We start from the raw sequence: 12,934 nt of genomic DNA on the forward strand, positions 1-12,934 counted from the left end.
TATGTGTTTAAAACATCAACATCCCGGAAAATCACAAGTAGATCAACATGATTTAGAACATAGCTATTGGAGTAGACGATCTTTTTTACAAGCGCTGGGTATAGCAGGTTCTGGTACCATTATGCTGGGCAGTAACTTAGTAACAGCTTCGGCCCCTTCACCTCTTACGGCAGCTATTAGTAACTCAGAAACAGAAAACATATTAATACTTATAAGGCTTGTAGGTGGTAATGATGGTTTAAATACTATAATTCCGTTAAATCAATTTGATACATACGCAAATTACAGACCTAACATTTATATTCCGGAGAGTAAAATTATTCCTTTAACAGACGAGTACGGTATTCCGGTTTACATGAAAAATGCCGAAACCATGTGGCAAGACGGTCAGATGAAAGTGGTACATGGTGTAGGATACGAAGGGCAAAACTTATCGCATTTTCAAGGTTCAGACAACTGGGCTACAACAGATCCTGCCATGCGTAAAATGAAAACCGGTTGGATGGGAAGGTATTTTGAAGAACTATACCCTGATTTTTTAATAAATCCGCCTCAAGTACCGGCAGCCATACAAATTGGAAGATACAGCAACTTAGTTTTTGAAGGCACTCAAACCAACTATGCCTTTGTAACTGCTAATGCAGAACAGTTAGAGCGAATTGCAGAAAGCGGTTCGTTTTACGATGTACAAGATGTTCCTAACTGTATGTATGGAGAGCAGTTAGCATTTTTAAGAGGAATGACCAATATTACCTACGAGTATTCAGGAGTTATTCACGAAGCTTACACACGTGGTAGCAATCAAGTAGAATATGATGACAATTACTTTGCTCGCCAGATGGCTATTGTTGCAAGGTTAATTAAAGGAAACTTAGGTACCAAAGTATATATGGTTAGTTTAAGTGGTTTTGACACTCACGCAAACCAACCTATAATGCACGAGAGGCTTATGTCTCAGCTTTCATCTGCAGTTAAAGATTTTTACGATGATTTAGCCTTTACACAAATGGACGATTGTGTACTTAGCATGACATTCTCTGAATTTGGTAGGCGTGTTTATGAAAACGGTTCTAATGGTACAGACCATGGTGCTGCTGCTCCAACCCTATTTTTTGGATCTGGCTTAAATGGTAGCGCTTTTGTTGGAGAGCACCCAAGTTTAGAGATTTTAGACAGAGGAAACTTAAGCTATACAACAGACTTTAGAGATTTATATGCAACTGTACTTTCTCAGTGGTTATGTGTAGAGCAAAGTCTTGTAGACGAAGCATTGCTTGGTAGGCCTTCTGTTCCGGTAGATTTAGGATTTAATTGTAACGGAGTAACGCCTCCAAATCCTGATGATGATTCGGTAAGTATAGAGCATATGCCAATTTACCCGAACGAAATGGAACCCTCTATACATATAGAGCTCCCAACAGCCGGCCATGTTGTAATTCATTTATTTAATATTTTAGGACAACGCGTTGGTACTATCTTTAACGAAATGGCTTTTCAAGGCACACATACCATTCCGGTAAAAGAACGTGTTAATACCAGATTATCTACCGGACAATATATTTACAGAATAGAGTTTCAAGGAAAAAAATACAGTAAATCTATGCTAATTAGAGCATAATATTTAAAAGGGCTTACAGCCCTTTTGTTTTTTACAAAGTCTGCTCTTTTTCTCTCGTTAAAATCTGTATTTTTGTGCTTTTAATTCAGCACAAATGCAAAACTCAGCACAACGTTATACTATAACAGCAGCCTTACCATATACAAATGGTCCTATACATATTGGGCATTTAGCCGGTGTATATGTTCCGGCAGATATTTATGCAAGATATTTAAGGTTAATCGGAAACGATGTTGCTTTTATTTGCGGAAGCGATGAGCATGGTGTAGCCATACCTATGCGTGCAAAAAAAGAAGGAGTTTCACCCAAGGAAATTATAGATAAATACCATGCTTTAATTAAGCAATCTTTTAAAGATTTTGGTATTTCGTTTGATAATTATTCAAGAACCTCTGCAGAGATTCATCATAACACAGCATCAGATTTCTTTAAAAAATTATACGAAGAAGGTAAGTTTTTAGAAGAAGTAACAGAACAATTATACGATGCAGAAGCTAAACAGTTTTTAGCAGACAGGTTTGTAACAGGAACATGCCCTAAATGTGGTTATGAAGAGGCCTATGGTGACCAATGTGAAAGTTGTGGCTCTGCACTTAATGCAACCGACTTGATTAATCCAAAATCGGTTTTATCGGGTTCTACTCCAATAAAAAAAGAAACTAAACACTGGTTTTTACCATTAAACCAATACGAAGACTTTTTAAAAGAATGGATTTTAGAAGGTCATAAAAACGATTGGAAGCCTAACGTTTACGGACAATGTAAATCTTGGATTGATGAAGGGCTTAAACCCAGAGCCGTAACTAGAGATTTAGATTGGGGTATTCCGGTGCCGGTTAAAGGTGCAGATGGTAAAGTGCTTTACGTTTGGTTTGATGCTCCAATAGGGTACATCTCTGCCACAAAAGAATGGGCTAAACAACAAGGTAAAGATTGGGAAGTTTACTGGAAAGACAAAAACACCAAACTGATACATTTTATAGGTAAAGACAACATAGTTTTTCATTGTATTATTTTCCCAACCATGTTAAAGGCTCACGGTGAGTATATTTTACCTGAAAATGTACCTGCTAATGAATTTTTAAATTTAGAAGGCAACAAACTATCTACTTCTAAAAATTGGGCTGTTTGGTTACATGAATATTTGGTCGATTTTCCGGACAAACAAGATGTTTTACGCTATGTCTTAACAGCCAATGCTCCTGAAAGCAAAGACAACGATTTTACCTGGAAAGACTTTCAGGCCAGAAACAACAATGAGTTAGTTGCTGTTTTTGGCAACTTTATAAATAGGGTAGTTGTATTAACTAACAAATATTATAATGGCGTAGTGCCGGCTCCGAGAGAACTTACCGAAGTAGATAAAAACACCTTAAAAGAGTTACGCTCTTACCCTGAAAAAATTGCAGCTTCTATAGAGCGCTTTAGATTTAGAGAGGCACTTGCAGAGCTTATGAACGTTGCTCGATTAGGCAATAAGTACTTAGCAGACGAAGAGCCTTGGAAAACTGTAAAAGAAGACGAAACCAGAACCAAAACAATATTATTTGTAGCGCTTCAAATTGCAGAAGCATTAGCCGTTCTGTCCGAACCTTTTTTACCATTCACCTCCAATAAATTAAAACAAATGCTTAATCATAATTTATTGGCTAATACTGTAACCTGGGTAAATATTGGTTCTGCTGAGCATCTCATTCCTGTTAATCACTCCATAAATAAGGGTGAGCTTTTATTCACTAAAATAGAAGATGCCGAAATACAAAGACAATTAGATAAGTTAGAAGCTACTAAAAAGGCTAACGAACAAGCTAATACAGCTATGACCCCACAAAAAGATACTATTCAATTTGATGATTTCACAAAACTCGATATACGAGTAGGCACCATTATAGAAGCAGAAAAAATGCCCAAAGCCAAAAAACTTTTGGTGTTAAAAATAGATACAGGTTTAGATACTAGAACTATAGTTTCTGGTATTGCAGAGCATTTTAAACCTGAAGAAATTATTGGAAAAAAAGTAACGGTGCTTATAAATTTAGCACCAAGAAAACTGCGCGGTGTAGAAAGTGAAGGAATGGTATTAATGGCCGAAACTCCTGAGGGAAAGCTAGTATTTGTTAATCCTGATGAGAGCAACGTTGCTAACGGCTCTGTTATAAGCTAACTTATTTAAGGCAGTAAATAGTTTTTTATTACATAATCACTTAACAGTTTTAAATCTGGTAAAACAGCCAACTCTGTATCTTCAAAGGGTTGGCTTAATTTTTGTAAAGTGCTTTGTATTATTTTAAGTTCTTTTTCACTCATCTTTTTTGTTTTAATTACATGTGCTAACACAGCGCTTACTATTGATAATTGTTCTGAAAGAGTTTGTAATTTAGCAAGCTTAGGATTGGTTTGTAGCGCTGTAAACTTTTTATGGTTTTCTTCCCAAACCGAAAGGTAACCAAGCACTATAGTGGCATTATCTGTTTCTAAAAAAAGTTTAACTGATTTATTAAATGGCCTAACTGCACTGGCATCTGCACTGCAAGCATCTGCAAATAGTGTAAACGGAGAATAGCTTTTGTATTCTGTACCTCCTTTATTGCGTGTATACTGCTTTAAAGGCTCACAAACCGTAACCAACATTTTTAAAGCTTCAGTACTTTGGTTTTCTGTCAGGTTTCTTAGTAAAACATCTCTGTTTCTATAATGGGTAATCCCTACCTCTTCTAACCTGTAACTAACAGTTTTTAACCGATTGTACATATTATCTACATCTGTAATTTGTTGCTCAGACCAGAACCTTTCTGCAATTGCTGCTGTTCTGGGCCATATTCTGGAATCTATGGTAACTGGAGTTACCAACTCACTCCACATGGTCGCTTCACCTCCTAAAATTAATTGTTTCTCTTTGGTAGATAACGATGTTTCGGGTAACGGATCAACTTTATAATGTGATGCAGCAGGATACATTAAGTCTATATAATATCCATTAGACAATACAACTTTGTAGCCTTTTTTTACTGCATTTACTAATGATTGTTTTGCGGGCAACCCCTCATTAGAACCACGCCATGAGTGAATAATGGTAGATTTTGGCATTTGGATATCCATTATTTCTTCCCATCCCATAATTTTCTTGCCGTATTTATTTAAAATTTTTGCTACTCTAACGTTAAAATATACTTGCAGTTCATGATTACTGCTAATCCCTTTTTGCTTTTTAAAGGCTAAAATCTCAGGATTTTCATCCCAATGTTTACCTTCGTTTTCATCGCCTCCAATATGTACATATTCGTGTGGGAAAAGCTGTGACAATTCTTTAAAAACATCTTCTAAAAAAACATAAACTTCTTCTTTTATGGGGTTTAATGTTGGGTTAAAAATTCCTGCATTACGTTCTAAAGTATATATTGTGTCTTTACTTGCCAATTCCGGATAAGCCGTTAAAATAGCAGTAGCATGCCCCGGAACATCTATTTCAGGAATTACCATTATACCACGATTGTGTGCGTAGCTTACAATTTCTTTTATTTGCTCTTGGGTGTAATACAATCCATCTGATGCTAATTCATGAAGTTTTGGCCTGCTGTTAATTTTAACTCTAAAACCCTGATCATCTGATAGATGCCAATGAAAAACATTAAGTTTTAATGCTGCCATTGCATCTAAATTGCGTTTAATAATATGTGTTGGCATAAAATGTCTGGCTACATCTATCATTAAACCGCGCCATGCAAATCTGGGAGCATCGTTTATTTCTGCTGCCGGAAAAAAATAAGTCGATTCATTACTTTTTTGAAGTTGTAATAGCGTTTCTAGGCCTCTAATTGCACCAATATCTGTAGTAGCTGTAAGTATAATTTTTTGATTATTTATAGTTAACTGGTATGACTCGTCTTCGTGAAGCTTTATTTCACCGGGTCTTACAACTTTTATTAACAAAGAAGGAGCATCAGAAAAAACAGAATGTTTGTTAATTATGCCTTGTTTAAAAAAAACTCCGGTTCTATTATCTAAGCGTCTTAAAAACCTATTGGCTGCATCATACAAACGGTCATTGAATGCACCTCGAATACCAACCGTAAAATTCTTGTTAATTAAAAATTTCCCTTCATTAAAAACCACCTCTTTAGGCCAAGGCATCAAAGGTTCTGAAGCAATTTGCGCACTGGTGTTTAGGGCAAGTGTAAAAATAAATATTGTTAAAAGTAATCTCATTAAATAAAATTTAAGGCCTTAATAATAGTGCCTTTTAAAAGCTTCTATTGCTGCATAATCTGCAAAACCAAGTGCTCTGTATCCCTCTGCTGTAGCTCTGTTACGTTCTTCGGCTCTCATCCAAAACTCACGGGTATCATCTCCTTGAAACATTACATTATCTTTTTGTGATTGATGAAAAAAGATGGCCTTACGCTTTTTTAAAACTTGGTCCGGACTCATTGGTACTGCCATGTCTATCTCATGTATGTCCCATTCATGCCAAGCACCTCTATAGAGCCACACCCAGCAATCTTTCATGAAATCCTCGGTTTTTAAAATAGCTAACGCTTTAAACAAAGCATCTAAACACACCTTATGCGTTCCATGAGGATCGGCTAAATCTCCGGCTGCATAAATTTGATGAGGTTTTACTTGCTTTATGATTGCCACCATTTTATGAATATCTTCATCAGATAGTTTTTTCTTTTTTATGGTGCCTGTTTCATAAAACGGAAGGTCTAAAAAGTGTACATTCTCATCATTTAAGCCTAAATATCGGGTTGCTGCATACGATTCTGCTCTTCTAATTAATCCTTTTAAATGCCTGGTTTCATGAGAATCTACAGTATTCTCTTTTTTTTGCTTTAAAAAAGAAATAACATTTTTAGCTTGTTCTGCATTATTATTTAATGCGATGGCTATTTCAGCAAATTTAAGCGCATCGCTATCTGAAACTGCTATATTACCCGACGTTTGGTAGGCTACATGTACTTGGTGTCCCTGCTCTATAAGCCTATCAAAAGTACCTCCCATAGAAATTACATCATCGTCAGGATGCGGACTAAAAATAATGACACGTTTTTGGGCAGGCTTTGCTCTCTCTGGCCTGTATGTATCATCTGCATTTGGTTTTCCTCCTGGCCACCCGGTAATAGTATGCTGTATTTTATTAAACATTTTAATGTTTAAATCGTATGCTGAGCCTTCTTGAGCTAACAAACCAGACATGCCATTGTCATTATAATCTTTGTCTGTTAATTTTAAAATAGATTTTTGAGTTTTTCGGCATAACCAAACTATTGCTTTATTACTTAGCTCATCTGTCCATACGCATGGTCCAACCAACCAAGGTGTTTTATTTCGGGTAAGTTCTGAGCCTGCTTCGGTATCTAAAACAAAGGTTACATTAGTATGCTCTTGCAAGTATGTAGCTGGAACTTGTGAAGAAATATCTCCCTCTATTGCTCTTTTAATAATTTCTGCTTTATGCTGTCCCCATGCCAGTAAAACAATTCTTCTGGCAGATTTAACTGTTGCAACCCCCATAGTAATAGCTTTTCTGGGGACATTTTCTATACCTAAAAATGCTGGAGCAGCATCAACTCGAGTTATATGATCTAGCGTTATGGCTCTTGTTCCGGAATTGTAATGAGAACCAGGCTCATTAAACCCAATATGTCCGGTTCTGCCAATACCCAATAACTGAAAATCTATACCGCCAACTTCTTTAATCTTCATTTCGTAATCTATGCAATATTGGTACACATCTTCCGGTGCAACTGTGCCATCGGGTATATGAATATTTTCCGGTAAAATATCTATGTGATTAAATAAATGTTCGTGCATGAAGTAATGATAACTTTGTATGTTATCTTTCTCCATTGGGTAGTATTCATCTAGATTAAACGTAATAACATTAGCAAAACTCAGCCCCTCTTCTTTATGCATTCTAACCAATTCTTCGTAAACTTTAATTGGAGATGAGCCCGTTGCTAACCCTAAAACACACATTTTGTTTTGCGCTTGTTTATCTCTAATTAAAGAAGCTATTTCTTGAGCAACAATTTCTGAAGCTTGGTCTGAAGAGCTAAAAATTACATTGTGAATTTTTTCGAACCGAGTTTCCTCAAATTTTCCCGGTTCTGAGTACTGAATACTATTTTTACGATTCATGTGATGAATGGTTTGAGAGGTAAACATAAAACACTTATTATTAAAAGTGAAGTAATTAAGCTTTATAATATTGTTAATTTGTTAACTATTCTTCTTTAAAACAAACGGAATTGTTACATCCCGTTTGTATAAAAAAGAAACAAAAAATAGCTAAAAATTAGTTTAAGTACTCTTGTTTGCTACTGTTTTGCCCACCACAATTTTGTTGCTTGTACATCGGGGCCTTGAGCTTGTACAGCTGCTTCCGTATTAGCCCCATTAGTATTGTAGGCAGTACTACCATATCGCATTCGTTGCGGATACGCGCCATTGAGGTCACCACCACTAAATATATCAAAATCAGAAACTCCTTGAGCCAATTCTGTAGGATACCCCGTGTCTCTAACAATTGCCCAGGCTTCAAAACCATCTGTATAGGCTGCAATCCAGCGCTGAATGGCAATTTTCTCTAAATTCTCATCGGTTGTACCATTTAATAAGGCCATATCTTCATTAGCTAAAAACGTATCTATCGCGCCATCATCTACTCCCCATATTTTCATGGCTTGTCTTATACCTTCTTGATAGGCAGCTTGGGCATCACCGGCCGCAAGACCTTTAACAATGGCTTCGGCCATTAAAAAATTCCCTTCGGCTGCAGTAAATACAATTTCAGGAAAAATAGGTTTCCCTTGGTTTTTAGGATTTGTTACAATTTCTGCAGGCCTTGAAAATAATGCTTCTTTTACATGCGGATATATTTCGCCGTTTAATCTGCTAGGTTGCCCAACATAGTACTCACCATCTGTGATTGTTACTGTAACCGTTTCATTACCATCTCCGTCGGTACCATCAACTCTTGTGTAAGATACTCCGGCATCGTCTAATTGCTGAATTATAAAGTTCACATGCTTATCAAAAAGTGCCACGCCAGAACCTTCTGAAGGTTTAGTAAATACCACTTCTCCTCCATCTATTGGTTGTGCGTACATTGGTAATCTTGGGTCGTTATTATTACGGAGGTTATCTATAAGTGTTTTACCAACATTCCAGTTAGAGCCTGTGCCAAAGTTATGCCATATGTCTCCGTAAGCAGCATTAGCCCATTGACTGATTTCTGTGTCTTTTTCCATTAAAGCGTTATCTGTATCTGTGGTTAATAAAGGTTGAGCCATAGCTTCACTTATAGCTGTTTCTGCAAAGCTTGCTCCTGTTGCTCCTTGGGCTCTTAATGCTAATCTTAGCTTTAAGCTATTGGCTAGTTTTTTCCATTTTTGTAAATCACCGTTAAAAAACAAATCATTAGTTGTTAATAAATCTACTCCCTCTCCGGTATTATCTGCATCGCCAATAATTTGCATTGCTTCATCTAATTCTGCAATAACACCTTGGTAAATAGCTGCTTGATCATCAAAAACTGGTGTAACAATATCCGGATTTAATGCTTCTGAATAAGGCACCATCCCAAAAGTATCTGTATACATTTGGTAGTAGAGACCTTTCATGATTAATCCTATGGCATAGTATTTATCGTTTTCTAAATCTCCTCCTTCTTTTACAAAGTTTATAAACACACTAAGGTTGCTTATGTAACCTGCCAACCAATCAAAACTTGCATCTGTATAACCTGCATTATAGCTATAACTTAATCCATCATTCCACCAACTACCGTTAAATCCAAAGGTAAAATGACCTGCAAAACGGTCTGCGTGTATTAGGTGTGCTCGCCAGTACGGAAATCTGTCTGGGGCATATAACCTAATTTGTGTTCCTGTTAAGAAAAACTTTGCGCTTACCTCGTCCGGACCAAAAGCATCGGGCTTTATGTTTATTTCATCAAAATCAGAACAGCCAACCATAACCATTATAATGGCTAAACCTAGTATTTGAATTGTATTTTTTATTTTTTTCATGACTAGCATTAAATTAAAATTTAAGATTTACGTTTACCCCAAAGCTTCTAACTGTAGGCACATTGTTTATTGATATACCTTGACCAGATAATCCTGTCCCTAGGGTTGCATCCGGATCTATGTCTTTTGCTTTTTTATAAAAGAAAAACAGGTTTCTTCCTATGAGTCCTACCGTTGCCGAAGTCATTCCTATTTTTTTAACAACGTTTGAGGGTACTCGGTAGTTTAGCACAAATTCTCTCAACCTAATATTGGTCTGGTCATACACATAGTGTTCTGCAATACCAGAATAGCTAGACCAATACTCTTGAGCAGTGATATTTTCTGTGTTTTGAGAACCGGTTCCGGTGTTTATAGCATCTATCACTATTCCGGATTCTCTGTATTGTAAACTTCTTTCAGATACTCCTGTGCCATCTAAATTAGCCGATGTTGACGAGTAAATTTCTCCTCCAAATCTTCCATCTATTAAAAACCTAAGTGAAAAGTTTTTATACGATAGTGTGTTGGTAATACTACCAATCCAGTCTGGTTGGGCATTTCCTAAAAATTCTCTTTCTGAAGATGCTTGGGGTCTGCCTTCTGCATTTACTAATAAGTTACCACTGTCGTCTGTATCCCAAACGGTACCGTAAATATCGCCAATTCCTCCTCCTACTTCGGCTCTGATAGAAACATTACCACTATTAGTGCTGTTAAGTGGTGTGCCTTCTAAACCATCTATAAGTTCTATCAGCTCATTTTTATTTTTAGAATAAATAAACGAAACATCCCAACTAAAGTTTGGTGTCTGAATTGGTTTTCCGCCAATTAGTAGTTCTATACCTTTGTTTTGAACTTCACCTACATTTTCTCTAAAGAAATTAAACCCTGTTGCCGGTGGTACCGGAACATCAAAAATCATATCGTTTGTTACGATTTTGTATAATGATATGTCTGTGTAGAGTCTGTTACCAAAAAATCTTCCTTCTACACCAACTTCAAACGATTTTACACTTTCTGGTTTTAAATCTTCGTTAAATCTAACATTAGGCGCTCCTAAAGTTGTTAAACCTAAGTAGCCTTGCGCAGGGACATCGAAAGTTTGACGTAATTGATAAACTCCTGTGTCGTTACCTACTTCTGCCCAACTTGTTCTGAATTTTAATAAATTTAGCACTTCTCTATCTGGGTCTACAAACCTTTCTAGCAATATTGCAAAACTGGCAGACGGATAAAAGAAAGAGCGATTATCTTTTGCTAAAGAAGAGGACCAATCGTTACGCCCGGTGAGATCTAAATAAATAAAATCATCATAAGAGAAACTAAACGAGCCGTATAAAGAATTTACTTTCTTTATTGCTAAAGGAGTATGACGACTTTCTTGTATGTTGGTGTTGGCTAAAAAGGCACGAGTAGGAATTTTAAATTGCTCGCCTCTTACCCACATGGTTTCAAAAGTACGCTTAGATAAATTTCCGCCAACACTGGCTACAAGATTAAGCTTGTCTGTTAAATCTCTATTTGCCGTAACTAGAAAATCAGCATTTAACTCTGTGTACTTATTACTGCTAAATGTAACGCGTCCCCAACGCCTAAAGTGATGACCCGGTTGTTGTATTACATCTTCTCTAACATTAGTAATATCTGCACCAACCCTAACAAATGCAGAAAGCCAATCAGTAAATTCGTAGTTTAGTTTACCGAAACCTAAAAAACGTTCTCTTCGTTCATCATTTACATCATTTTCTAGAATCCAATACGGATTTCCGATGCTTTTTCCTTGCCCGGCATAACTAATTACATCATAATCATTGAGTCCTTCTTGTATATCGTACAACGCCGGATTTTCTACTTGATAGCGTTTTAAATCATTAATTCTAATATTTCTGGGCATATAATATACATATGCCATTACTCCTTCTGAACCCAGATTAACTCTGTTGTTAAGCTCTTGGGTAAAATAGGTTGCCTTACCATCAAAACTAAAATTGTCTGAAAGATCAAAAAGTGTTCTTAAATTAACATTATGACTTTGTAATTTAGAGTTTGGCAGTATAGATGTAGTAGCATTATTGGTATAAGAAAAACGAACACTAAAGTTTTCTGCTCCTTTATCTATTGCCAGAGAATTGATGCTTCTGAGTCCGGTTTCAAAAAAATCTTTTACGTTATCCGGTTGTGCTGTATATGCTCTTTGCTCTCCTGTGTAGTATAATTGTTGTGAACCATCTAACTGAGAGCCCCAAGATAAGCTTCCCATACCGGCTAAATCAGGATAAGGGGCGCCATTTGTACCTTGTCCGTATTCATTTTGGAAATCCGGTAAAAACATGGTGTCTTCTATGGCTATGTTAGATGTTAATGTAACTCCTAACCCGGCTCCTTTTGTGCCTTTTTTTGTAGTAATTAAAATTACTCCGCTTGCTGCACGAGAACCATATAATGCAGCAGCATTAGGTCCTTTTAATACCGATATAGATTCTATATCTTCCGGATTAATATCTGTGATTCCGCCTCCTGTTACAGTACTGTTAAATACACTACCGCCAGATTCTGAGCCCGAAGTATCTATTGGAATACCATCTACTACAATTAATGCTTGGTTATTACCGGTAATGGTGTTATTACCTCTTATGGTAATTCTTGAACCAGAACCAAGTCCTCCGGATTGGTTAATTACCAAACCGGCAACTTTACCAACCAAAGAGTTTGCCACATTATAGTCTTTTACCGTATTTACCTCATCTGCTTGAAGTTCTGTTACAGCATATCCTAATGATTTTTTTTCTCTTGTAATTCCTAAAGAAGTGACAACTACTTCGTCTAAAAACTGTGTGTCTTCTTGTAATGTTACATTTATAGTGTTAGATGAACCAACTGTTATTTTTTGTGTTGCCATCCCTAAATACGAAAACACTAAGATGTCTCCAACCGATGCCGTGATGATGTAGTTTCCATCAAAATCGGTTTGTGCTCCGGTAGTAGTTCCTTCAACCAGAACATTAACCCCCGCCAGAGGTGTTCCTGCTTGATCGGTAACCGTTCCTCTTACCTCTTTTTGTTGTGCAAATGCTACCTGAAAAGTAGTTATTAATGCTAAAATTAAGAGGGAAAATGCTCGCGTTTTTTTCATAATAAAATACGTTAGGTCTTAGTTAATTACTACCTAATGTATTCTATTAAGCTATTGTATTGAAATAAAATATCTTAACGGCTGTAAACTACTCATTAACAACATAAATTTATCGACAACCGTTTTGCTAAAAAATAAACTTTTTGTGTTTTTATTGTTAATTAATCA

At 36.4% G+C, this 12,934-nt stretch carries 6 protein-coding genes; 2 read left to right on the forward strand and 4 right to left on the reverse strand.

What is annotated here, in order from left to right; genetic code table 11:
* Window position 1: 1 nt before the first annotated feature.
* Window positions 2-1,618 (forward strand): DUF1501 domain-containing protein, encoded by a 1,617-nt coding sequence (locus ACZ5CF_RS01930; RefSeq protein WP_464580013.1) that lies wholly within the window; start codon window positions 2-4, stop codon window positions 1,616-1,618.
* Window positions 1,619-1,712: 94 nt separating this feature from the next.
* The gene (gene metG, locus ACZ5CF_RS01935) at window positions 1,713-3,782 is read left to right on the forward strand and encodes a methionine--tRNA ligase (RefSeq protein ID WP_464580015.1); all 2,070 of its coding nucleotides are present in this window, start codon (window positions 1,713-1,715) and stop codon (window positions 3,780-3,782) included.
* 5 nt (window positions 3,783-3,787) lie between these two features.
* On the opposite strand, the gene ACZ5CF_RS01940 is transcribed toward metG, so the two are convergent.
* The 4 genes from ACZ5CF_RS01940 to ACZ5CF_RS01955 form a co-directional block, all read right to left on the reverse strand.
* A complete protein-coding gene (locus ACZ5CF_RS01940) occupies window positions 3,788-5,824 on the reverse strand; it encodes a beta-N-acetylhexosaminidase (protein WP_464580016.1) in 2,037 nt (678 codons plus the stop codon).
* Window positions 5,825-5,842: 18 nt separating this feature from the next.
* Complete coding sequence (gene nagB, locus ACZ5CF_RS01945) at window positions 5,843-7,786, reverse strand: glucosamine-6-phosphate deaminase (protein WP_464580018.1); 1,944 nt, start codon at window positions 7,784-7,786, stop codon at window positions 5,843-5,845.
* 152 nt (window positions 7,787-7,938) lie between these two features.
* Complete coding sequence (locus ACZ5CF_RS01950; RefSeq protein ID WP_464580020.1) at window positions 7,939-9,651, reverse strand: SusD/RagB family nutrient-binding outer membrane lipoprotein; 1,713 nt, start codon at window positions 9,649-9,651, stop codon at window positions 7,939-7,941.
* A gap of 13 nt (window positions 9,652-9,664) precedes the next feature.
* Window positions 9,665-12,766 carry a SusC/RagA family TonB-linked outer membrane protein gene (locus ACZ5CF_RS01955; protein ID WP_464580021.1) on the reverse strand — a complete coding sequence of 1,034 codons (3,102 nt, stop codon included), beginning with the start codon at window positions 12,764-12,766 and terminating at the stop codon, window positions 9,665-9,667.
* Window positions 12,767-12,934 lie beyond the last annotated feature (168 nt).

Source organism: Lutaonella thermophila, from assembly GCF_055387725.1.

Excerpts from the sequence above, each read along its gene's own strand:
- ACZ5CF_RS01930 (WP_464580013.1), top strand. The coding sequence starts at position 2 with ATGTGTTTAAAACATCAACATCCCGGAAAATCACAAGTAGATCAACAT.
- metG (WP_464580015.1), top strand. The coding sequence starts at position 1,713 with ATGCAAAACTCAGCACAACGTTATACTATAACAGCAGCCTTACCATAT.
- ACZ5CF_RS01940 (WP_464580016.1), bottom strand. The coding sequence starts at position 5,824 with ATGAGATTACTTTTAACAATATTTATTTTTACACTTGCCCTAAACACC.
- nagB (WP_464580018.1), bottom strand. The coding sequence starts at position 7,786 with ATGTTTACCTCTCAAACCATTCATCACATGAATCGTAAAAATAGTATT.
- ACZ5CF_RS01950 (WP_464580020.1), bottom strand. The coding sequence starts at position 9,651 with ATGAAAAAAATAAAAAATACAATTCAAATACTAGGTTTAGCCATTATA.
- ACZ5CF_RS01955 (WP_464580021.1), bottom strand. The coding sequence starts at position 12,766 with ATGAAAAAAACGCGAGCATTTTCCCTCTTAATTTTAGCATTAATAACT.